This is a genomic window from Sphingomonas sp. Root710, from assembly GCF_001429065.1.
GTDB lineage: Bacteria > Pseudomonadota > Alphaproteobacteria > Sphingomonadales > Sphingomonadaceae > Rhizorhabdus.
On sequence record NZ_LMIB01000012.1, the window covers coordinates 781,511 to 802,425 of the forward strand.

A 20,915-nucleotide genomic window follows, 5' to 3' on the forward strand; every position below is an offset into this window, starting at 1 on the left:
GCTCTATGCCGCGTACCGCCTCAAGGCAAACCTAACGCGATCGTCCGGCCGATGCCGAGCGCGTCCGCGAAGGCTTCGTCATGGCTGACGACGATCAGCGCGCCGTCATAACCCGCCAGCGCATGCTCCAATATCTCGATGCTGGCGATGTCGAGATGGTTGGTCGGCTCGTCGAGCAGCAACAATTGTGGCGGGGCAGCCCCGGACATGGTGCAGGCGAGCCCCGCGCGGAGCCGCTCGCCGCCCGACAATCCGTCCGCGATCCGCAGCGCATCGGTGTTGCGGAAGGCGAAGCTGGCGAGCGCGGCATGGGCCTCATTGTCGGTGAGACCCGGCTGGTGGCGGCGCAGATTGTCGAGCAACGACAGGCCATCGTCGAGCAGGCCGACATGCTGGTCGAGATAGGCGGTGGCCGCGATCCGGCGGATCGCACCGGCGCTGGGTTCGAGCTCTCCGGAAATGAGCTTGAGAAGACTGCTCTTGCCTGCGCCGTTCGGGCCGGTCACCCGGATGCGCTCGGGGCCCTGCACGGTCAGATCGAGCGGACCGAACAGGCGGCGCCCGCCAAGATCGAGCGCGACCGCCTCCAGCGCGAGGACGGTGCGTCCGGCGGGAAGGCCGGTGGCGGGCAGCTCGATCGACAGCGGCGTCACCCGCTCGACCTTGCGCGCCGCCTCCGCCAGTGCCTCGTCCGCCGCGCCGATCCGCTCAGCGGCCATGCGGTCGCCGCGGCCTGCCGTCGCCTCGGCGCGGCGCTTCATGCCGCCGAGCAGAATCTTCGGCGCGCTGCCCGATGCTGCATAGGCGCGCCCGGCGGAGTCGCGGCGTGCCTGCCGCTCGCGCGCCGCCTGCGCCTCGCGCTTCGCCCCGCGCGCATCCTGCTGGGCCAGATCGAACGCCTGTGCCGCCCGCGCCCGTTCGGCATCGCGCGCTTCCGCGAAGGCCGACCAGCCGCCGCCATGGTACATCACGCGGACCGGCGACAACTCGACGATATGGTCGACCTGTTCGAGCAGGTCCCTATCATGGCTGGCGATCAGGACCCCGCCGCGCCAGCCGGCGACCAGCTTCGCGACCATGGCGCGCCCGGCCCGATCGAGATCGTTGGTCGGCTCGTCGAGCAGGAGCAGGTCGGGCGCATCGATCAACAGCCCGGCGATCGCCAGCCGCATCCGTTCGCCACCGCTGAAGGTCGCGAGCGGGCGATACAGATCATCGACATCGAAGGCGACATCGGCGAGTGCGGCATCGATCCGCGCCGGCAACAGCCAGTCGGCAGCGTCGAAATCCGCCTCCGTCCCCTCGCCGCGATCGATGCGATCGAGCAGCGCCAGGGCCGGAGCGACGCCGAGCAGATCAGCGGCCGATCCTGCCACGGCCCCGCCCGTCTGGCGCAAGGCGCCCGCCGTGCCCGCCAGCGATATGCTGCCGGCGACGGGACGCACCTCGCCCAGCACGGCGCGCAGCAGGGTGGACTTGCCTGCGCCGTTGCGCCCGACGACTCCGACGCGTTGGCGTCCAATGGACAGGGTCAGATCGGAAAAGAGACGCCGGCCGTCAGTCGCGGCGAGCGACAGGCTGTCGAGAGTGAGAAGCGAGGACATGATTCATCCGGACCGTGAGGGAAGAGCTGGGCTTGCCGTTCCGGTCCTGGTTCATGTCCGCCTCCTTGGGTTGGGGAGCGATAGATAGGGCGTCGCCTCAGCCGCGACAACGCCCCTTATGATTCGTCAGCGCCCGTTGGCAGGCAACCGCCGCATGTCGAGTTCCGCAGACATCGGCGACGTCCCGTTGACCATGCGCACCGCACCCTGCGCGTAGCGGACCGCGCGCGGGCGTGCCGCGACGGCACTGTCCTGCGCGGGCTGTGTGGGCTGAGCAACCGCCGGCGCCTCTACGGCGATGGGTTCGGGATCATATTCGGCGGAGAAACGCTGCGCCCAGCCGCTCGCCGGAACCAGCAACAGACCCGCCAGGATGGATAGCTTTATCATGCCATGCCCTCGTCCGGAGCCCGATCATGTCGGACCCGCGACGATCATGTCGGGCGGCGGTATAGGCTTTGTTGACGGGCGGGGTTAAGGCGCGGGAAACCCTTTTTCAGCCATTGTGATATATGTCACAAATTTCCTAACAAATGATGAGCGCGCCGGCGGGTCTTCATCGGGATCAGTTCAGGAAGCGACCGAGATCGGCGACGTCGATCATCACTTCGCGGCGGCCGACATGGTCTGGTGCGGAGACGATGCCGTCCTTTTCCAGCCGCTCGATCAGCCGCGCCGCCGAATTATATCCGACCCGCAACTGCCGCTGCAGCCAGCTGGTCGAGGCCTTGCGGTTCTCGACGACGAGCTGGATCGCGCGGCGATAGGTCTGCGTCTCGGGATCGTCGGGGCCGGACGGGCCGCCCTCCATCGCGAAGCCGCCGTCCTCGGGCTCTTCGGTGACGGCATTGATATAGTCGGGCGTGCCCTGCCCGCGCCAATGGTCGGCGACCGCGCGAACCTCGTCATCCGACACGAAGGGGCCGTGGACGCGGACGATCTGCTTGCCGCCGGGCATGTACAGCATGTCGCCCTTGCCGAGGAGTTGCTCGGCCCCCTGCTCGCCCAGGATGGTGCGGCTGTCGATCTTGCTCGTCACCTGGAAACTGATCCGGGTCGGCAGATTGGCCTTGATCACGCCGGTGATGACGTCGACCGAGGGCCGCTGCGTCGCCATGATCAGGTGGATGCCCGCCGCGCGCGCCTTCTGCGCGAGCCGCTGGATCAGGAATTCGACCTCCTTGCCCGCGGTCATCATCAGATCGGCAAGCTCGTCGACGATCACCACGATCTGCGGCAGCGGCTCGAATTCGAGCTTCTCTTCCTCATAGATCGGCTGCCCCGTGTCGGCGTCATAGCCGGTCTGGACCCGCCGGCCGAGCGGCTGGCCCTTCGCCTTGGCGGCGCGCACCTTCTCATTGAAGCTGGCGAGGCCGCGCACGCCCACCGACGACATCATGCGGTAGCGGTCCTCCATCTGCTCCACCGCCCATTTGAGCGCGCGCACCGCCTTGGGCGGATCGGTAACGACCGGCGAGAGGAGATGGGGGATATCGTCATAGATGCTGAGTTCGAGCATCTTCGGATCGATCATGATCATCCGGCACTGGTCCGGCGTCAGCCGGTAGAGCAGCGACAGGATCATCGAGTTGAGGCCGACCGACTTGCCCGAGCCGGTGGTGCCCGCGACGAGCAGGTGCGGCATCGGCGCGAGGTCGGCGATCACCGGATCGCCGCCGATATTCTTGCCGAGGACGAGGCCGAGCCCGCCGATATCCTCGAAGGTCTCGCTGCCGATCAGTTCGGACAGCGACACCGATTCACGCTTGGCGTTGGGCAGTTCGATGCCGATCACGGTGCGCCCCGGGATCACCGCGATGCGCGCCGACATGGCGGACATGTTGCGGGCGATGTCATCGGCCAGCGCGATCACGCGGCTCGCCTTGATCCCCGAGGCGGGCTCAAGTTCGTACATGGTGACGACCGGCCCGGGACGAATCTCGACAATGCGGCCCTTGACATTGAAGTCGTCGAGCACGGTTTCGAGCAGCCGGGCGTTGCGCTCCAGCGCAGCCTTGTCGATCACCTTATTGGCGGCGGGCGGCGGCGTGCTGAGCAGCGACAGGCTAGGCAACTTGTAGGTGTCGCCGAGCGCCAGGCTGGTCTGCCGCTCGCGTGCAGCAACCTTGGCAGAAGGCGCTGCAGCCTTCTTGCGGTCGGCGATGACGGGCGGAGGCGCTTCCGCGACGGTCTCGTCGATCGGCGCGTGGCGCGGCGGGCGCGCGGGGACAGGAACGCGGTCGATCGTCTCGATATCGGTCTCGCCGATATCGTCGTCGGCGTCGAAGGGTTCGGCCGGATGGCGCGCATAGACGCCACGGCGCAGCAGCCAGTCTCGCTCGTCGGACAGAAGGCCGAGACCCCACACCCACAGCGATATGCCGAGCACCGCGAGCAACGCCGCCACGCCCAGCCGCGCCCCGTTTGCGAGGGCAGGATCGGCGATCTGGTCGAGCCCCAGCGCGATCAGCGCCGCGCCGCCGAGGCCGAGGCTGCCGCCGAATCCCGCGGGCAAGCCCGCGACCGAGCCGCCCCGAAACAGCGCCAGGCCGACCCCGATCAGCAGCACCGCGCACAAGGCGATCAGCGTCGAGCGGCCCCATCGGCCGACCGGATGGGCGCGCCACATCCGCAGGCCCCAGACGAGGCCGAGCGGCAACAGCAGCGCGATGCCCGGGCCGAACAGGCTCAGCGCGATATCGGCGATCCAGGCCCCGAACGCGCCGAAGATATTCTGCGGCGGCCCGCCCGCGGCGGTGTTCAGCGACGGATCGGTGACATGATAGCTGGCAAGGATGAAGCCGAGCGCGATCGTCGCGCCGATCAGCGCGACCGCGGCGAGGATCGACCCCGCGCGGCGGCCGAGCCCCGCCATCGCTCCGCGCCAGCCGCCCGGCTCCGCGTCCTGCCCAGCAATGACGATGCTGCGACTTGCCATATCGATACGCCTCGAGATTCCCGCTTCGTTCCAGAATCCCACAGCGCGGAGTCGCGGTCAAGCGACGGGCGGTGAGCGGAAAGATCCTCTCCGGCAGCCATCCAATTCCTCCCCGTAACGGGGAGGGGGACCGTGGTGGAGGGGCCGCGTCTCCCCACAGCGCTGCGTACAGCCGCACTCCCCCTCCACCATCCTTTGGATGGTCCCCCTCCCCGTCCCGGGGAGGAATTGCCGTAGCGCCTGACCGCATGAGCCCCTATGACGCCCCCATGGATCGCTATGACGTCATCATCCTCGGCGGCGGCCTGGTCGGGCTGACGCTCGGTATCGCGCTCGCCCGTCATCAGATCAGCGTGGCGGTGATCGACCCGGCGGACCCGGAGAAAACGCTGGCGGCAAGCTTCGACGGCCGCGCCTCCGCCGTCGCCAGCGCGCCGTGGCGGATGCTCGAGGCTATCGGCGTCGGCGAACGGCTTGCGGGCCGGGGATGTCCGATCGCGACGATCCGGGTCCAGGACGGGCTGAGCCCCGAAAGCCTGATGTTCGAGCCCGCGGCCGAGGACGGCGCGCTCGGCTATATGTTCGAGAATCGCGACCTGCGCCTGGCGCTCGACGCGACCGCGCGCGACATCGAAGGGCTGACACTGCTCCGCCCCGCCCGCCCGGCCGAGGTCCACCGCGACCTCGACGGCGTGCGCGTCACGCTGGCGGATGGACAAACGGTCGAGGGCGCGCTGCTGATCGGCGCGGAAGGCCGCCAGTCGCCGACCCGTGAAGCCGCCGGAATCACCATCGCGCGGTGGAGCTACGACCATGTCGCGATGATTGCCTCGATCGCGCATGAGAAGCCGCATGGCGGCACCGCCTATGAGATATTCTACCCGGCGGGGCCCTTCGCGATCCTGCCGTTGATCGACGGAGCCGATGGTGAACACCGCTCGGCGCTGGTGTGGACCGTCGATGCAAAGCATGCGCCCGCGATGCTGGGCCTGCCCGACCGCGCCTATCAGGCCGAGGCCGAGAAGCGGATGGGCGGAATGCTGGGCGCGGTGCGGATCATCTCGCCGCGCTCCTCCTATCCGCTCGGTTTCCACCATGCCGCGCGGATCACCGACACCCGCCTCGCGCTGGTCGGCGACGCCGCACACGGCATCCATCCGATCGCTGGCCAGGGCGTCAATCTGGGTTATCGCGACGTCGCGGCGCTGACCGAAGTGCTCGTCGAGGGGATGAGGCTGGGCATGGATCCCGGCGATGCGCAGTTGCTTGCCCGCTATCAGCGCTGGCGCAGCCTCGACAGCTTCATGGTCGCCGCCTCGACCGACGGACTCACCCGCCTGTTCGGCCTGCCCGGCCGCGCCCCGCGCGCGATCCGCCGCTTCGGGCTGGGCGCAGTGCAGCGGCTAGGACCATTGAAGCAGCGCTTCATGGCCGAAGCGCGGGGTGAGACGGGGAAGCTCCCACGCCTGCTGCAGGGGCTGGCGATCTAGGCCAGCCGCCGCGCCTCTTCGACCAGCATCACCGGAACGCCATCACGGATCGGATAGGCCAGCCCGGCCGCGTCCGACACCAGCTCCTCCGCCGCTTTGTCATAACGCAGCGGGGTGCGCGTCACCGGGCAGACCAGCACCGCGAGCAATGCGGGATCGATGCTCATTGGAGGGTCGCCGGCTCGTCGTCGCCGCGGCGGAAGAAGCCGAGGAACTGGGCGAGCAGATCGGCCCGCTCGGCCAGCGTCACGGCTTCGAGCAGCGCCTGCTTCGCCGCCGAGTCGAACGGCGCGATCGACGAGATGGCGTTGACCAGCGTTTCGTCATCGAGGCGGCTGACGCCGGTCCAGTCGACCGCGACGCCGCGGCTGTCGGCGAAGCGCCGCGCCTCGCGTTCGATCTCGGCGCGGACGATGCTGGGCAGCGCGTCAGGGGCATCGGCATCGGGAAAACCGGCTAGGTCGGCTTCGATCTGCCGGAAGGGCGTGGTCACCGCAAGCTCGCGCACGAGCCGGAAGCGGGTGATGCCGTCGAGGACGATGTTGAAGCGGCCGTCGTCGAGCCGTTCGACCTCGCGGATATGGCCGATGCAGCCGACCTCGAACAAGGGCGGCGGCTCGCCTTCGCCGCGCGGCTGGATCATCGAGATCCGCCGGTCGCGCGCCAGTGCATCGGTGACGAGCGCGCGATAGCGAGGCTCGAAGATGTGCAGCGGCAATTGCGAACGCGGGAAGAGCAGAGCGCCCGCCAGCGGAAAGATCGACAGGCGCTGGATCGTCCCCCGTCCCATGATCAGGTGAACAGGATCGCCGACAGGCGGCGGCGCTGATCGCGGACCCAGCCGTCCTCCAGCCCGACCACTTCGAGCAGCTTCAGCAACCGCTGCCGCGCCGCGCCCTCATTCCAGTCGCGGTCGCGCGCAATGATCTCGAGCAGGTTGTCGGCCGCGCCGTCGCGGTCCCCCGCCGCCATCAGCCCGCCCGCCAGTTCGAAGCGGGCGTCATGATCATCGGGATTGGCGGCGACTTTTGCACGCAGCGGGCCGAGATCGTCGACCGGCTGCGCCTCGCGGGCGAGCGCCACCGCCGCCTGCGCCCGCGCGATCGGCGCTTCCTTGGCCTTCTCGGGCGGCAGCACGGCGAGCAGCGCGTCGGCCTCGTCGAGCTGCCCGGTGCGGACCAGCGTGCGCGCCATGCCCGACACGACCTCGACATCCTCGGGGGCCATGTCGATCAGCTGGCCGAAGATCGACAGCGCCCGTTCGGTGTCCCCGGCTTCGAGCACCTCTTCGCCCATTGCGATCAGCGGCGCGATGTCCTCATGCAGTTTGCCGGCGTCGCTCTGGATCGGCAGCTGGCGGAGGATCTGGTCGAGCATCTGCTTGAGCTGCCCTTCGGTCCGCGCCGGGGTCAGATCGGCGACGAGCTGGCCCTGGAACAGCGCATAGACGGTGGGGATCGACTGGACGCGGAACTGTGCCGCGATCATCTTCTGCTCGTCGACGTTGATCTTGACCAAGACCACGCCCTTGTCGGCATAATCGGCGGCGACCTTTTCGAGCACCGGGGTCAGCTGCTTGCACGGCCCGCACCATTCGGCCCAGAAATCGAGAATGACGAGGCTGGTCATCGACGGCTCGACCACGTCGCGACGGAACGCCTCGATCGCTTCCTTGTCCGCCGCGCTCATCCCCAAAGTCGCCACCTATGATTCTCCAACCGGCTCGTTTCCCGCCCCTTATGTGGGAGCGGCCGGGCATATGCCAAGTCCTGTAAGATTTATGCAGATTCAGGCTTGCGGACCGAACACCCCCAAGCTAATAGCCGCGCCTCGACCGCAGGGAAGCCCCTGCGGATCGACGCCAGAGCGGGCGTAGCTCAGGGGTAGAGCACAACCTTGCCAAGGTTGGGGTCGAGGGTTCGAATCCCTTCGCCCGCTCCAGTCTTTCCGGACTTTTTTAGAAACAATTTTGCTTACCCGGCCCAGTCGGGCCCATCAGGTAAGCAATGGGTAAGCAGCTTGTTTCCAGCCGAGGAGTAATTCGCGGCCATTTCGTAATCGGCTGCTGTCAGCTGATTTGCCTCCAGACGCCCCCTGGGTTCCCCAGTTAGGCCATGCCGCTGCCGACGCATTCCGGATATTTGTAGCGTCGGAGGATATGCGATGATCGATTCAGTGACGACGCCTCGATTTCTGTCCAATGAGCAGGCCGCGAAATATCTCAACCTGTCGCCGCGCACACTCGAGAAACTTCGGGTAGTGGGCGGAGGCCCGTTGTACAGAAAGCTCGGTCGGCGGGTCATATATGCGTTCTCAGATCTCAATGCTTGGGCTGACGCACGCGCGTGCGCGTCTACTACTGAAGCGGCCCACAAATTGCGCAGATAAGGCCTTGGCCAATGCCGTGGCAGGCACGCGCGGCTTTCGAGGCTGCAAATGGTTTCGAACGGAGACGCAAGGCCTGTCTGCTCGCGATGCGCTTGGGGCAGGCAGTCGCCTGGCAGCTTGTAAGCTTGCAAGCGGGCGTATGAACATGGGCCCGCGACCGACGCGCATTACCGCCCCGACCTTACTCGTCTAACTGCCGCTTTCAGTGCCCCAGGGGCCCCACGTAGCAAAGCCGGCTATAGAGCTTGGCCGTTGCGGATGCGCGCCGGCCTTGGTGACCTCTGGGCAATGTAATGCGCATGTGTATATTGCGCACCTCCCTGCCCATCTTTGCCGAACCATTTCGATGTTGAACCGAAAAATTCTGCGACGTGCGAGCGCTTATGGCATGGCGCTGTCGCTCGTTGGGGCCGGTTTTGCCACGCGCAGCGCCCTTGATCCGGTTTTCCGCCACAATAGTTTCGTTTTCTCGATCTTTTATCTGACCGTTGTTCTAGCCGCCTTTTTTTGCGGCTCCGGCCCGGCGATTGTCGCCAGCATCCTATCGGCACTGTTGGCTTACTGGGCTTTTGCCGACCCGGTCTACTCGATGAAGCTAAATGTCGAGGCCCTTACCGGCATGGCTTTTTTCGCGCTCACCTGCGCGATCGACATCTATTTCATCATGGGGATGCAGCGCGCGGTACAAAAATACCGCCTAGAGCACTTGCGCGCCGAAGGGCTAGCCGAGGGCAATGCTATCCTGTTCAAGGAGTTGAACGAGCGCACCACGCATCACCTGCAGCTCGTTTCGGCCCTGCTTCAGGCCCGCGCTGGGGAGGGTGGCGACGCAGTCTACCGCACTGCACTGGCAGAGGCATCACGACGAACGATGGGAATTGTGCGGGCACACCGCGCGATCGCTGACGAAGCAATCGCTCCGATCGATTTTGCCGGCTTCGCTCGACAGCTCATTCAAGCAAGCATCGAGACCTCGGGCCAAAGAGCTCGTCCGGTTACCATCTCGGGCGACCGCGTCATGTTCGGGGCTGAGCAGGCAACGTCGACCGGAGTCATTCTCCTTGAGTGGCTCGGCGCGGTGGCCGCCAGCCCGCCGCGCGATATGCTTGCACCGATCGACCTAAGAATTGACAGCGATGAGCTTTGCTGCACTATGACGCTTACCGCGCAGATGGGCCACGTCGCCTCCGGCATCGACGATATTTCCAGGCAGCTTATGAACGCAGCCGTCGAGCAGATGAATGGCCGGTTCTCATGGCACAGCGAAGGCGCGAATGTGACTTTCAGCCTGTCGGTCCCATTAGCGCCCCCTGTCGGCGACTTAGCGACTCCCATCGACCCGCCCTCCACCCTGCTGCATTGAGACGCGGGTGGATCAGCGCAGAGGCATCTCGCTGCGCAGCCAGGTCATAAACCGGTCGACCGTCTGGCGGGAACCAGGACGCCCGCGCCAGGAAGCGAACAATTGTACGCCCGCAGAGGCCGGGATCGGGACCGGACAGAGGAGCGCTCCCGCGACGAGATAGGGTTGAGAGAGCAGTCGCGGCGACAGGGCGAGACCCTCACCCCGCTGTGCCGCGTCGAGCAGCATCGAACTGTCGTCGAAGATGTGACCTGACCGGGGAGCCGGGCCCGCGATCTTTAGTTGGTTCAGCCATAGCGACCACGGCAGACCCCGTTCTGCGATCAGCGGGACATTCAGCACGTCGGCAGGGCTCTTGATGCGATGGGCTTTTGCGAAATCCGGGCTACACCAGGGCTCGAGCGTGATGTCGCACAGTCGCTCGATCGACCAGCCGTCACCGGGCGGCGGGCCCAGCGAGATGACGAGGTTGCTCTCGTCGGTCGTCTCGGCGTTCAGCGCGGTGCGGACTTCGATCGTGATGTCAGGAAAAGCCGCCGACAGCCGGGGCAGGCGTGGCGAGAACCATAGCCTTCCGAAGGCGGGCGGCATGGCTATGACGAGACGATCCGCCGGTGGCAGTTTGGCGACCCGCTCGAGTGACCGGCTCAGCACCACCGCCGCGTCGGCATAGGCTTCGGCGAGCTGGAGCGCGGCGGAGGAAGGCTCCATCGCGCTTCCGCGTCGTTCGAAGAGTTTGGTGCCGAGCTCGCCTTCTAGCCGCTTGACCGCTTGGCTGATGGCGCTGTGCGTTATCGCTAATTCCTTCGCCGCCCAAGTATAGCTGCGATGCCGGACAGCGGCCTCGATCGCGCGCAGGGCGGTGAAAGGAGGGGTCGGCTTGGCACTCATGACGATTGTCGCGGGAACTCCGGTCGGGCGTGCGGCACCCTGCTTCCCGCCTATAGCACGGTGGCAGCATATTCCACCTGTTCCTTCCGCAATCACGCGGACTGTGAATCGTCATCGCATCGAAAGCATGTAACCCAGAGGCGGCTTCGTGATAATCGGGTCACCCACACCTAACGTTGCAAGGGCGCGGCGCAACAGGCGGACGTGTTTGTAGAGCGAGCGCGAAGTAGCGATTCGCGTGCTTCTCGCCAGCAGTTCGCTGCGCGAGAGAATCTGTTCGGGGCGTTCCAGGAAAGAGCGCAAAACTTGAAATGTTGTCGGCTGAAGGTCGAGTGTCGCCCCGCAGGCATGGACCTTATGTTCGTCGATCGACATTTCGATCGGGCCATAGCGCAGGATACGCGTTTCTCTCGTGCGGCTGAGCGGAGCCCCAAGCGCACGAATACGTGCCGTCAACAGATCGATGGGCATATCCTCGTCGAGGATGTCGTCGGCGCCGTCTTCCAGGCAGCGTATCCGGGTGAGCCGGGTCGCTTGCGGGGCCAGGACGATGATCGCGGTGCTGCTTGCCGGCGCGGCCCGGCGGAGAAGAGCGCACATTTCATGGCGAAAAATATCGGTCGGCAACCGCCCCACCAGGATAGTGGCAGGGCGGTTGAGCTTGACGAAATCCGAGACGAGTTCGCTCCGTTCGATATGGGTCACCGCATATCCGGCCTTCGCCAGGGCGGAGGAAAGGCCCACGCTATCCCGCGGGCGGCGATCGATCAGAAGGAGGCTCGGCATCAGATGCTCGTTAGAAGCGCAATTGGCCGAACAGGCCGATTTCGCTGTATTTGCCGCCGATGGTCGCGGCACCGATCGTGCCATTGCTCGTGCCGATCGCGCCGTTTCGGGCACGGTCATGCTTGTAGACAAGCGCGAGGTCTACGATCTTCACCGGCTCCCACTGGATGCCGAAGTTGAAATATTGGTCCTTCACTGTCGGGTTCAGGATCTTGCTGGGCTTCACCCAGTCGTAACGGCCGAAAGCGCTCCAGGTCTTGGCGAAGTTGATGCTTCCGAACACCGAATAGCCATCGGTCTTGTCGGTTGCGACGGTCGTTACATTGTTCCAGTTCTTAGCGTGAAAATATTCGCCGCCGACGGTGAACAGCTTGTTCTTATAACCAATCAGCCCGTCGATCCGGGATGCGGTGTGCAGGTCATTACCGTTCGAAAGGACTGCGCCCTGGACGTCGTTGGCACGCTTGCCGGCATAGCCGCCGCCCGCCGCATAAAAGCCCTTATACGCGACTGAAACGCGACCTTCGACGTCCACCGACTTGGTAAGCTTCACGTTGCGATAGCCGCCACCGTCGATCACCGAAATCTGGTAGCTGAACAGCCCGCCGGCAAGATCGCCCAGAACATGGACGCCCCAGTCGGATGAGGTGCCGAAGCTCAGGCGATCGGCGACCGTGTTCTCGATATGGCGGTACCCATATTGATTTTCGACGTAGGGAATCCAGGGCAGATCGGCCGCGCCGAAGCGGATGATGAGCGCCGGATTGATCTTCGCCTGGAGATAGGCCTTCTTAATATAGAAGCCCCGTCCGACCAGAGCGACGTTGTTGACATTGGTGGTGGCGCCGGCCGCCGCGCCAGTGGTCGCAGTCGGGGTCTGGAAATTGCTGTTTGCCGTCTGGCCGATGACGTTGTTCACATCCATCGTCACATTGCCCGAGAAGACGTCGCTGAATTTGTGATCGACGCCCAGGTAGAAGCGCTTGATGTTGAAGCCCGCGCCATTCAGCGAGCCGGCGCCGATGGTCTTCACGCCGCCATTCTTCGCGGAGATCGACGAGATGTTGAAATACATCCGTCCGCTGATCGACGTGCCGTCGAGACCGGGGAGCTTCGGCTTCCAGGAAGCGAGCTGCGATTTGACCTCGGCGGGGGCGGCCTTGGCGGCGGCATCGGCGGCAGCTTGTGCGGCGAGGGCGCGCTCGCTGGCCGCGGCGGCGGCGGCCTGCGCCTGTGCGGCCTGCTCGGTGGCATTGCGCTGAGCGCCATCCTGCGCGTCGAGGCGCGCGGTTAAACGGTCGACCTGCGCCTTAAGCGCCTCGAATTCCGCATCGGTATGATGGACCGGCTTCGCTTCAGCGGCCGTTCCGGCACCCAGCATCGCCAGCGCTGCCAGCCCCGCCCCGCCGAGGAAAGACATCTGCTTCTTCATTTGGTGAAAACCCCTTTCCGTCCCGGCGGTCATCACCGGGCCCGGCGTGCTGTTAGATTTAGTTTATGACACATTGATGTAAGTTTTAATTACATCAATGTGATCTATCGCCAGTGCGCCGAACATCATCACCCGCATCACAGTGATACCTAGTGGAACTGAAGCGGCGAGATCATCAGAGACATCAATCTCCTGTCACAATGATGTAATATGAACTTACTAATCCCCGGGTCTCGCCGGGGGTTCTTCCGGCATCTGGGAGATTCCAAAATGAAGAAGATGTTCGCGACCGCCCTTGGCGCGGTCGTTTGCTTTGCCAGTCAGGCCCAGGCGGCCGACATCTCAGGCGCGGGTGCGACCTTCCCGGCGCCGGTCTACGCGAAATGGGCGGAAACCTATAAGGCGACGACAGGCGTCGGCCTCAACTATCAGGCGATCGGCTCGGGTGGCGGCATCAAGCAGATCAAAGCCAAGACCGTTGACTTCGGTGCGTCGGACAAGCCGCTCAAGCCGGAGGAGCTCAATGCGGCAGGTCTATATCAGTTCCCGACCGTGATGGGCGGCGTCGTGCCGGTTGTGAACCTGCCGGGGATCAAGCCAGGGCAGATCAAGCTGAACGGCGCTCTACTGGCCGACATTTTCATGGGTACGGTTACCAAGTGGAATGATCCGCGCATTGCGGGGCTGAACAAGGGCGTCAAGCTGCCCAACCTGCCGATCACCGTCGTACATCGCTCGGACGGCTCGGGCACCTCGTTCCTCTTTACCTCCTACCTGTCGATGAAAAACCCGACCTGGGCGTCAAAGGTCGGCGCGTCGGACGCGGTGTCGTGGCCGACTGGCCTGGGCGGCAAGGGCAATGACGGCGTCTCGGCATTCGTCAAACAGACGATGGGGTCGATCGGTTATGTCGAATATGCCTATGCCAAACAGAACAAGGCCACCTATGTGATGGTCCAGAATAAGGCCGGCCACTATCCAGCCCCGAGCGCCGCTAACTTCGCCGCCGCCGCCGCGGGGGCGCAGTGGGCCAAGGCTCCGGGCAATTATATCTTGCTGCTCGACCAGCCCGGTGCCGCCGCTTGGCCGATCACCGGAGCCACCTTCATCCTCGTCTACAAGAATCAGGACAATGCCGCGACCGGCGCCAGCGTCCTGAAATTCTTCGACTGGGCCTACAAAGCGGGCGACGCCGCAGCTGCCGCACTCGACTATGTGCCGCTGCCAGCCGCGGTCAAAGGCTTGATGCGCAAGCAGTGGGTCATGAACGTCAAAGCCGGCGGCAAGCCCGTCTACGTTTCGAAGTGAGCGGGAAGCGGGGCCTGATGGCTTCGCTTCTCAACCTTGTCTTACCACTGCGCCGGCGGGAGCCTAACAGCTCCCGTCCACGCCGGATCCGATCCCATGGCCGACGCCGTCACCACGAACAATAGCCGTTTCGATTCACCCAGTTCGACCGGAGGCGCGATCTTTCGATCGGCCTGCTGCGCAGCGGCGACGTTGCTGCTGATCACGCTGGGTGGTGTGGTCATCAGCCTCGCGATCGGCGGATGGCCAGCGTTCGAGAGGTTCGGCCTCCGATTCCTGACCTCGACCGAATGGAACCCGGTCACCGATGTCTATGGCGCCGCCGGGCCGATAGTCGGAACCTTGGTTACTGCCTTTCTGTCACTGGCCATCGCGCTTCCCATGGCGGTCGGCGTTGCCGTATTCCTCGTCGAGTTCTGCCCCCGCGCGGTCGCGCGTCCCATCGCTATTGCGGTCGAGCTGCTCGCGGGCATCCCCTCAATTGTCTATGGCATGTGGGGACTGTTTGTGCTGGCGCCGTGGTTCGCCGAACATGTCCAGCTGCCGCTGATCATGAATGCCGAGCCGGATTCGTGGCAGGACAAGCTTTTCTCGGGCGTTCCGAACGGCGCGAACATCTTTACCGCATCGCTGATCCTTGCGGTGATGATCCTGCCCTATATGGCGGCCGTCTTCCGCGAACTGTTCCTTTCCGTGCCGCCCGCGCTCCGCGAGGCCGCCTATGGCCTCGGCTGCACGCCCTTCGAGGTGATCCGGTCAGTCGTCGTTCCCTATGTCCGACGAGGCATGGTGGGAGTCGTCATGCTCGGCCTGGGCCGTGCGCTCGGCGAAACGATGGCGGTCACCTTCATCATCGGCAACGCCCACGGCTTTCCCGATTCGTTGTTCGCTTCGGGATCGACGATCGCATCGACGATCGCGAACGAGTTCGCCGAGGCTACCAGCGACATGCACAGCGCCGCCCTGGTGGCGCTCGGCCTTGTCCTATTCGTCATAACCTTCGGGGTGCTCGCGATCGCCCGCCTGCTCCTTGGCGGGCAGAAATATTGAGGGTCCACGCCATGAACCGCGCGCTCTATCGCCGTCTCGCCAATCTGTTCTTTGTCGCGATAACGATCGTCGCGACACTGATCGCGCTCGGCGCGCTCGTGCTGATCCTCTGGTCGCTCGTCGGCAAAGGCTTTGGCGGGATCGATCTCCAGATCTTTACGATGAGCCAGCCCGCGCCCGGTTCGGAGGGCGGGCTGGCCAACGCGATCTCCGGCTCGATCGTCATGTGCGCGCTCGGCATGGCGATGGCGCTGGCCGTTGGCATCCTAGCCGGCACCTGGCTTTCGGAATATGGCCGCAACACGCCCTATGGCCATGTCGTCCGATTTCTCAACGACGTCCTGCTGTCGGCACCATCGATCCTGATCGGCCTGTTCGTCTACGAGTTGCTTGTGCGCCCGTTCCACGGCTTTTCCGCCTGGGCCGGCGCGGTCGCACTTGCGATCCTCGCGACGCCGATCGTTACCCGCACCACCGAGGACATATTGACGCTGCAACCGAGCGCGCTGCGCGAGGCGGGCATGGCGCTCGGCGCGAGCCAAGCCTTCGTCATCCGCAAGATCGTCTGGAAGGCGGCGCGCGCCGGCCTTGTCACCGGTGGCCTGCTGGGCTTCGCCCGGATCAGCGGCGAGACCGCGCCGCTGCTCTTCACCGCGCTCGGCAACCAGTTCTTCTCGACCAGTCTGACCCAGCCGATGGCCAGCCTTCCCACCACTATCTTCCAGTTCGCGCTGTCGGCTTATGACGACTGGCAGCGTCTCGCCTGGGTTGGCGCGCTGCTGATCGCTACCGCCGTCCTGACCATCAACATCATCGGGCGGATCATCGCCCGCGAGGCCCGATACTGATGAGCGACATGCAACATCTCGGCGAGCAGACTTATCTCGCCTTCCCGCCGCGCGACAATCTCGCAATCGAAGTGCGCAAGCTCGACTTCTTCTACGGCAAGGTCCAGGCGCTCCATGGCGTCGACCTGCCTGTCGAGCGTAACGCCATCACCGCACTGATCGGGCCTTCAGGCTGCGGTAAGTCGACACTCTTGCGCGCGCTCAACAGAATCTACAACCTTTATCCCAAGCAGCATGCGGTTGGCCGCATCCTGCTCGATGGGCATGACGTGCTCGCCGATCGCACGAGCGTCCAGCGGCTCAAAGAGCGCGACGGCGATAACGACACCGCGATGCTTCGTTCGCCGCTCGATCTGGCGGGGCTTCGCGCCCGGGTTGGCATGGTGTTTCAGAAGCCGACGCCCTTCCCCATGTCGATCTATGATAATGTCGCCTTCGGTGTCAGGCTCTACCAACGCAGGAGTCGGGCGGAGATGGACGACATTGTCGAGAAGGCGTTGCGTCGTGCCGCGCTGTGGGACGAGGTGAAGAGCAAGCTCCACACGTCAGGCCTCGGCCTGTCGGGTGGTCAGCAGCAGCGGCTATGTGTGGCCCGGGGCATCGCGGTGGAGCCCGACGTTCTGCTCCTCGACGAGCCTGCCTCGGCGCTCGACCCGGTATCGACGGCGAAGCTTGAGGAAACGCTAGTCGAACTGCGGCGCGACTTCACGATCGTCATCGTCACCCACAACCTTCAACAGGCAGCACGCATCTCGAACTATACGGGCTTCATGTATCTCGGGAAGATGATGGAGTTTCAGCCGACGGGCGACATTTTCTCGAACCCGCGCAGTCAGCGTACCACCGACTACATCACTGGCCGATTCGGCTGACACAGACGTTGCGGTCACCCTTGAGCATATAAGCATCGTTACATCGGTGGCAGTCGGCATACGCACTGCCCGCTGCAAAGCATAGCGCCCAGACAGGCTTACCACATTAGGCGACCGCATTCAGGACGCCTTCTTTGACGATCTGGGACTGCGTCCAACCCCTTGGACATGCGAGTCCCTTTATCTAACGGCTGACCGCCTGACATCGGGTAGAATCATCGGGCGGGACTGAAGCCTTGTTTGTGGGTAACGTAGGCCGATCTGCACGACGATATCCTGGTGACGTTGCCGGATGTGGTTGAGAAATAGGCTCTACGCTAGAAATGCTGCCCCAGGAGCAGGCTCGGATGGGCTCGAATCCCTGCTGGATCTTGCGCGATGACCGGCCCTTGGCGCGACGGACAAAATCGCTGGCCGAGACGAACGGCGGATTCCAACGAACATGTGAACGCGGTCGCTCGACAAGGTACCGTTCGTGATCGTCGCGCCCGTACCCGCGCATAGCTAGCGGATGATCTCGCGAGCTCGCAGGCGAACCTCGCTCGCGTGACATGACCTCCATCATCGAGCGGCTGCGCATAGGGCATTAGCGGCCTTATCCAGACTGCGGCCAGAGCGTGCGCAGGCGCTCGAACCTGCCATCGGTCTTCACCCAGTGGACAAGCGGGACATCAACCTTATCACTGCCGAACCAGAGCGGGTATGATCCTGACGATGCGCTATCTCCGCCATGACCGATCGGAAGAAATGAGACGAACTTGAATAGGCCAAGCTCCATTCAGCAAAGCGTCGTCGCTCGATCCTGCCGTCCCACAAGGTTTTGACGTCTGCGTGCCGAGCATCGGCCAAGATCCTTTGTTGGATCTTGATCACGCTCGCTTGCGGTCCCTCGATCACCTGCGCGAACGTGCGCTCGGCGAGCATCAGGGCACCCGAAAGATCTAACCGCGCATTATTCCTGCGCGACACTTCCACGATCGCGCGAATCTCCGCGTCCGTGTCAGATGGGCTGAGAAGGCTCCGGCTAATATATATCCAGCTGTAAAGCTGTGGTTCGGCACTGCGCTCGAACTTTATTTTATGTGCGTCGCCTTGTGCGAGAACGCGGGCGTCGAGCAGCAGGAGATCGAGGGCTGCGAGTAGCTCCGCTCTACAATGCGGCTTTTGCAAAACGATGCCCTCTGGCACCGCATGCGCGACGGCGAGCGCGGCGCTGTCTCCCGTCATATAGATTACCGGCAGCGCCGGGTTCAGCCCACGCGCCACCTTGGCGACCTGCCACCCGTCGGGGCCGTCACCCAACCTGATGTCGGTAATGACCGCATCGAATGACGAGGCCGACTGCTGGAGGATGGAAATTGCCTGAGATCCGCTCGCGGCCATCTCAACAGCATATCCCGCCTCCTCGAGGTCCTCGGCCACGAGCATTCTGATGAGAGGCTCATCCTCCACGTGAAGAACCCTCTGCGCACGATCCATCGCTGTTCCTTCATCGAAGCGCCCGCGAAGCGACGCCGGATCGACACATTCCCGAATCCTGGGCGGCGCTCATGCAGGCGAATGCATTACGTCGCATCGTGAACATTGGGAAGGATTTCGCTGGAACATAGTCGAATGTTCGGGCTTGCCGAGCGATGGCTAGCTGTTCACATCGGCCCAGGCTCGAAACCCGCTGACGCAGCTGGACGCTGATAAGCCGTGCCTCCTATGCTGATCTCGCTGCCATCATGAGCCTCTTCATCGGCGGGCTCTCATTTCGCGCCCGGTGTTCGTTGGAAATTCGAGACCGGTGCTGGATGGATCGCTGCTGTCGGGTCTTGCGGGATATATCGTCCCGCGGGCAACGGGCCGCCGCCGATTATCGCGCTGTGTTGCCCGGGTTATACGGAAGATGGTTAAACGGCTGCGTCGGGCCGGTCGGTCAGTCGACCCGGACCAAGGGCTCGTGGAACCGGCCAAAGTCTGGACCTGCGACGGCATCTAGCGCCACCAGCAGCAGGATCGCCAGCGCCAGCAGCAATATCTCGAGCAATATCCGTTGCTTTGGGCTGGCGTGTGCCCCTGTAAAAAGCAGGGCGAACATAGCAACCGCCCCGCCGCCGAAAATGGCGAAATCTCTTATACCCGACATCGAATCATCCTCTTTGCCGATTGATGATATCGGCTCGAACACCGCCCTTGGCCGGTCTTAACGAGACAGGGTCAGGCTGTTCTCATTGTCCTTATCGAGCGGCCCGGGCATCACCCGAGAGCAACCGAGAGCCTGCGAAGATCCTGAACGAAACAGTTTGCGCTCAGACGGCCAGCCATACACAGCACCGTTGATGCAGGCGATGCGAATGTCCGGATTAGGCATCCGAGCCTGGCGTGCCGGCTCCAACCGGACGTCCCATTCGTTCAGTTCGATGTCGGTGAGCACACCCGCCAGTCTCGTCGCCTCGCCGGCAGCACGCGCCATCACGGTTTGCGCCGTATCAGCTGTAAGCGAACGAAGGCCGCTTCCTTCCAATATATCTAGCCTAGGGATGGGTAGCTCGTGTTTCGCAACCAAGGATGGGCCTCACCGTTCTTGAAATCCGTTTGTTGTTACGAGCCCGTGTCAGACCGGGACTCGACACGCCCCCTTTTGATGGGCGCGCCGCTGCGAATAGCGAACGAGAGAAAATATCGTATTGCGATATATATGACAAGCCTTATGCTTGCTTTGCGCCTATCCACATTCGAGCAGGAGGTGGCATCCGTGATACGTCGGCGTGTCGGAAACCCTTTCCCCGACGCAATAGCCTCGCGCCTGCGCTCCGGCTGCACGCCCCGCCGAGACGAGTTGAGATCGTTCGCAGCGAGAATCGAATGCGAAGCTCGCCTCCGTTCGGTGCCGCGCGGAAGTTCCCAGGTGAAATATAGGCGTATTTTGCAAGCTGCGCACCGCGCTATCGATATATCCAGTGATTGCAGGACCCCATGACATTACGAACCTTCGTGATGATGGCAGCGGCCGCCGCCGTACTCCTCTATATCTGGTGGAGAGGCCATCGAATCCGACGGGACAGCGAAATCAGGGTGGGCACAGAGCTTCTCGACGAAGCAGCCAAGGCTGATAAAGACGTCGCAAACCACGTCATGTCGGCCAACAACGAAGCGGGCACGGATGGGCCTGCTCTACGTAGGGATGCGAATCCCAACCAAAATACAAGAGATACTTGACGCCGTCCCGGCGAAGGCGTTGATGCGCTCGTGGTTGGGAGCATCTGATGGTTCGCGGCAAGGACAGGGGCCCAGCGGTCAGCCAGGCCGATTACGAGACGCTCGCAGCGTTCCGCTATGAGCTGCGGCGCTTCCTGAACTTCAGCGCCCAGGCCGCCAAGGCGCTCGGCATGACGCCGCATCAACATCAGAGCCTGCTGGCCATCCGCGCCGCGCCCGATCGCACCATGACCATCGGCGACTTGGCAGAACAGCTTTTCATCCAGCCTCATACCGCGAGCGAACTCGCCGAACGCATGATCGCGCTAGGGTGGCTCGAACGTCGCGCCTCGCTGCAGGATCGGCGCCGGGTGATGCTCGCGCTGACACCGCAATCGGAAGATATCCTCGCGAAGATGTCCGAGACGCATCGCAACGAGGTACTGCGGATCCGGTCGACGCTGACGGGCTTGCTAGCGCGCCTCGGCAACAGCTGACCACCCCAATAGGGGGTGGGAAAGCCAGCGGCCGGCGATGTAGGCGGCGCCGACCACGGCTGTCGCTCCGCGAGCCCCCTGGACACAGGCTTTCGGGCGAATTCACCACCGCATCCAAGGCAACGCGGTTCCAGAATCCGGTCGACATCCTGACCTATGGTGCGCAGCGCTCGCGCGAAATCATCGTCGGCCAATCCCACCACACCGATCTCGACCACGCAGCCGCAGTTCTCGTTGCAAGGAACAGCTTCGAGAAAGAGCTACT

At 63.9% G+C, this 20,915-nt stretch carries 20 protein-coding genes and 1 tRNA gene; 9 read left to right on the forward strand and 12 right to left on the reverse strand.

Annotated elements, in window-relative coordinates:
• Positions 1-20 precede the first annotated feature (20 nt).
• From ASE00_RS13610 to ASE00_RS13620, 3 genes are all read right to left on the reverse strand, one after another.
• A complete protein-coding gene (locus ASE00_RS13610) occupies positions 21-1,604 on the reverse strand; it encodes an ABC-F family ATP-binding cassette domain-containing protein (protein ID WP_056381077.1) in 1,584 nt (527 codons plus the stop codon).
• Positions 1,605-1,730: 126 nt separating this feature from the next.
• Positions 1,731-1,994 (reverse strand): hypothetical protein, encoded by a 264-nt coding sequence (locus ASE00_RS13615; protein ID WP_056381079.1) that lies wholly within the window; start codon positions 1,992-1,994, stop codon positions 1,731-1,733.
• 175 nt (positions 1,995-2,169) lie between these two features.
• On the reverse strand, positions 2,170-4,542 hold the full coding sequence (locus tag ASE00_RS13620; protein ID WP_056381081.1) for a DNA translocase FtsK: 2,373 nt from the start codon (positions 4,540-4,542) through the stop codon (positions 2,170-2,172).
• A gap of 269 nt (positions 4,543-4,811) precedes the next feature.
• Between ASE00_RS13620 and ASE00_RS13625 the strand changes: the two genes are divergently transcribed.
• Positions 4,812-6,032: a UbiH/UbiF/VisC/COQ6 family ubiquinone biosynthesis hydroxylase gene (locus ASE00_RS13625; RefSeq protein WP_056381686.1), complete on the forward strand. Its 1,221-nt coding sequence runs from the start codon at positions 4,812-4,814 to the stop codon at positions 6,030-6,032.
• Here the strand turns inward: ASE00_RS13625 and ASE00_RS22985 are convergent.
• Genes ASE00_RS22985 through ASE00_RS13635 form a run of 3 tightly spaced genes read right to left on the reverse strand, consistent with a single transcriptional unit; the run spans position 6,029 to position 7,721 of the window.
• A complete protein-coding gene (locus tag ASE00_RS22985) occupies positions 6,029-6,199 on the reverse strand; it encodes a Trm112 family protein (protein ID WP_082594676.1) in 171 nt (56 codons plus the stop codon). The two genes, ASE00_RS13625 and ASE00_RS22985, sit on opposite strands and share 4 nt — an antisense overlap.
• Positions 6,196-6,822 (reverse strand): LON peptidase substrate-binding domain-containing protein, encoded by a 627-nt coding sequence (locus ASE00_RS13630; protein WP_056381082.1) that lies wholly within the window; start codon positions 6,820-6,822, stop codon positions 6,196-6,198. The genes ASE00_RS22985 and ASE00_RS13630 overlap by 4 nt, the downstream gene beginning before the upstream one ends.
• 2 nt (positions 6,823-6,824) lie before the next feature.
• The gene (locus ASE00_RS13635) at positions 6,825-7,721 is read right to left on the reverse strand and encodes a tetratricopeptide repeat protein (protein WP_056381084.1); all 897 of its coding nucleotides are present in this window, start codon (positions 7,719-7,721) and stop codon (positions 6,825-6,827) included.
• A gap of 177 nt (positions 7,722-7,898) precedes the next feature.
• Here ASE00_RS13635 and ASE00_RS13640 point away from each other — a divergent pair.
• The 3 genes from ASE00_RS13640 to ASE00_RS13645 all read left to right on the forward strand — a co-directional run bounded on the left by ASE00_RS13640 (position 7,899) and on the right by ASE00_RS13645 (position 9,783).
• Positions 7,899-7,973 (forward strand) — tRNA-Gly (locus ASE00_RS13640).
• 222 nt (positions 7,974-8,195) lie between these two features.
• Positions 8,196-8,420 carry a helix-turn-helix transcriptional regulator gene (locus ASE00_RS22990; RefSeq protein ID WP_082594677.1) on the forward strand — a complete coding sequence of 75 codons (225 nt, stop codon included), beginning with the start codon at positions 8,196-8,198 and terminating at the stop codon, positions 8,418-8,420.
• 388 nt (positions 8,421-8,808) lie between these two features.
• Positions 8,809-9,783 carry a DUF4118 domain-containing protein gene (locus ASE00_RS13645; protein ID WP_056381085.1) on the forward strand — a complete coding sequence of 325 codons (975 nt, stop codon included), beginning with the start codon at positions 8,809-8,811 and terminating at the stop codon, positions 9,781-9,783.
• 12 nt (positions 9,784-9,795) lie between these two features.
• Here the strand turns inward: ASE00_RS13645 and ASE00_RS13650 are convergent, their stop codons facing one another.
• The 3 genes from ASE00_RS13650 to ASE00_RS13660 all read right to left on the reverse strand — a co-directional run bounded on the left by ASE00_RS13650 (position 9,796) and on the right by ASE00_RS13660 (position 12,892).
• Entirely contained in the window at positions 9,796-10,674 is an 879-nt protein-coding gene (locus ASE00_RS13650; protein ID WP_056381086.1) for a LysR substrate-binding domain-containing protein, read from the reverse strand.
• A 111-nt stretch (positions 10,675-10,785) separates the two neighbouring features.
• Entirely contained in the window at positions 10,786-11,460 is a 675-nt protein-coding gene (locus ASE00_RS13655) for a response regulator transcription factor (RefSeq protein WP_056381088.1), read from the reverse strand.
• A 10-nt stretch (positions 11,461-11,470) separates the two neighbouring features.
• Positions 11,471-12,892, reverse strand: a complete 1,422-nt coding sequence (locus ASE00_RS13660; RefSeq protein WP_056381089.1) for a hypothetical protein — start codon at positions 12,890-12,892, stop codon at positions 11,471-11,473.
• A 270-nt stretch (positions 12,893-13,162) separates the two neighbouring features.
• Here ASE00_RS13660 and pstS point away from each other — a divergent pair, with 270 nt between their 5' ends.
• The 4 genes from pstS to ASE00_RS13680 all read left to right on the forward strand — a co-directional run bounded on the left by pstS (position 13,163) and on the right by ASE00_RS13680 (position 16,970).
• Complete coding sequence (gene pstS, locus ASE00_RS13665) at positions 13,163-14,200, forward strand: phosphate ABC transporter substrate-binding protein PstS (protein WP_056381092.1); 1,038 nt, start codon at positions 13,163-13,165, stop codon at positions 14,198-14,200.
• Between the two features lie 96 nt (positions 14,201-14,296).
• Positions 14,297-15,250 (forward strand): phosphate ABC transporter permease subunit PstC, encoded by a 954-nt coding sequence (pstC, locus tag ASE00_RS13670; protein WP_056381094.1) that lies wholly within the window; start codon positions 14,297-14,299, stop codon positions 15,248-15,250.
• Between the two features lie 11 nt (positions 15,251-15,261).
• Positions 15,262-16,098, forward strand: coding sequence for a phosphate ABC transporter permease PstA (pstA, locus tag ASE00_RS13675; protein ID WP_056381095.1), 837 nt, complete (start codon positions 15,262-15,264; stop codon positions 16,096-16,098).
• On the forward strand, positions 16,098-16,970 hold the full coding sequence (locus ASE00_RS13680; RefSeq protein WP_056381097.1) for a phosphate ABC transporter ATP-binding protein: 873 nt from the start codon (positions 16,098-16,100) through the stop codon (positions 16,968-16,970). Before pstA ends, ASE00_RS13680 begins: the two co-directional genes overlap by 1 nt.
• A gap of 648 nt (positions 16,971-17,618) precedes the next feature.
• On the opposite strand, the gene ASE00_RS13685 is transcribed toward ASE00_RS13680, so the two are convergent.
• The 3 genes from ASE00_RS13685 to ASE00_RS13695 all read right to left on the reverse strand — a co-directional run bounded on the left by ASE00_RS13685 (position 17,619) and on the right by ASE00_RS13695 (position 19,428).
• On the reverse strand, positions 17,619-18,449 hold the full coding sequence (locus tag ASE00_RS13685; protein ID WP_056381099.1) for a BLUF domain-containing protein: 831 nt from the start codon (positions 18,447-18,449) through the stop codon (positions 17,619-17,621).
• Between the two features lie 442 nt (positions 18,450-18,891).
• Positions 18,892-19,101, reverse strand: coding sequence for a hypothetical protein (locus tag ASE00_RS13690; RefSeq protein WP_056381101.1), 210 nt, complete (start codon positions 19,099-19,101; stop codon positions 18,892-18,894).
• A 57-nt stretch (positions 19,102-19,158) separates the two neighbouring features.
• A complete protein-coding gene (locus ASE00_RS13695) occupies positions 19,159-19,428 on the reverse strand; it encodes a hypothetical protein (RefSeq protein WP_056381103.1) in 270 nt (89 codons plus the stop codon).
• Positions 19,429-20,221: 793 nt separating this feature from the next.
• On the opposite strand from ASE00_RS13695, the gene ASE00_RS13700 reads away from it, so the two are divergent.
• Positions 20,222-20,650 (forward strand): MarR family winged helix-turn-helix transcriptional regulator, encoded by a 429-nt coding sequence (locus ASE00_RS13700; protein WP_056381105.1) that lies wholly within the window; start codon positions 20,222-20,224, stop codon positions 20,648-20,650.
• Positions 20,651-20,915 lie beyond the last annotated feature (265 nt).

Bases quoted from the DNA above. Each gene is read 5' to 3' on its own strand.
- ASE00_RS13610 (WP_056381077.1), bottom strand. From the start codon at position 1,604: ATGTCCTCGCTTCTCACTCTCGACAGCCTGTCGCTCGCCGCGACTGAC.
- ASE00_RS13615 (WP_056381079.1), bottom strand. From the start codon at position 1,994: ATGATAAAGCTATCCATCCTGGCGGGTCTGTTGCTGGTTCCGGCGAGC.
- ASE00_RS13620 (WP_056381081.1), bottom strand. From the start codon at position 4,542: ATGGCAAGTCGCAGCATCGTCATTGCTGGGCAGGACGCGGAGCCGGGC.
- ASE00_RS13625 (WP_056381686.1), top strand. From the start codon at position 4,812: ATGGATCGCTATGACGTCATCATCCTCGGCGGCGGCCTGGTCGGGCTG.
- ASE00_RS22985 (WP_082594676.1), bottom strand. From the start codon at position 6,199: ATGAGCATCGATCCCGCATTGCTCGCGGTGCTGGTCTGCCCGGTGACG.
- ASE00_RS13630 (WP_056381082.1), bottom strand. From the start codon at position 6,822: ATGGGACGGGGGACGATCCAGCGCCTGTCGATCTTTCCGCTGGCGGGC.
- ASE00_RS13635 (WP_056381084.1), bottom strand. From the start codon at position 7,721: ATGAGCGCGGCGGACAAGGAAGCGATCGAGGCGTTCCGTCGCGACGTG.
- ASE00_RS22990 (WP_082594677.1), top strand. From the start codon at position 8,196: ATGATCGATTCAGTGACGACGCCTCGATTTCTGTCCAATGAGCAGGCC.
- ASE00_RS13645 (WP_056381085.1), top strand. From the start codon at position 8,809: ATGGCGCTGTCGCTCGTTGGGGCCGGTTTTGCCACGCGCAGCGCCCTT.
- ASE00_RS13650 (WP_056381086.1), bottom strand. From the start codon at position 10,674: ATGAGTGCCAAGCCGACCCCTCCTTTCACCGCCCTGCGCGCGATCGAG.
- ASE00_RS13655 (WP_056381088.1), bottom strand. From the start codon at position 11,460: ATGCCGAGCCTCCTTCTGATCGATCGCCGCCCGCGGGATAGCGTGGGC.
- ASE00_RS13660 (WP_056381089.1), bottom strand. From the start codon at position 12,892: ATGAAGAAGCAGATGTCTTTCCTCGGCGGGGCGGGGCTGGCAGCGCTG.
- pstS (WP_056381092.1), top strand. From the start codon at position 13,163: ATGAAGAAGATGTTCGCGACCGCCCTTGGCGCGGTCGTTTGCTTTGCC.
- pstC (WP_056381094.1), top strand. From the start codon at position 14,297: ATGGCCGACGCCGTCACCACGAACAATAGCCGTTTCGATTCACCCAGT.
- pstA (WP_056381095.1), top strand. From the start codon at position 15,262: ATGAACCGCGCGCTCTATCGCCGTCTCGCCAATCTGTTCTTTGTCGCG.
- ASE00_RS13680 (WP_056381097.1), top strand. From the start codon at position 16,098: ATGAGCGACATGCAACATCTCGGCGAGCAGACTTATCTCGCCTTCCCG.
- ASE00_RS13685 (WP_056381099.1), bottom strand. From the start codon at position 18,449: ATGGATCGTGCGCAGAGGGTTCTTCACGTGGAGGATGAGCCTCTCATC.
- ASE00_RS13690 (WP_056381101.1), bottom strand. From the start codon at position 19,101: ATGTCGGGTATAAGAGATTTCGCCATTTTCGGCGGCGGGGCGGTTGCT.
- ASE00_RS13695 (WP_056381103.1), bottom strand. From the start codon at position 19,428: ATGGCGCGTGCTGCCGGCGAGGCGACGAGACTGGCGGGTGTGCTCACC.
- ASE00_RS13700 (WP_056381105.1), top strand. From the start codon at position 20,222: ATGGTTCGCGGCAAGGACAGGGGCCCAGCGGTCAGCCAGGCCGATTAC.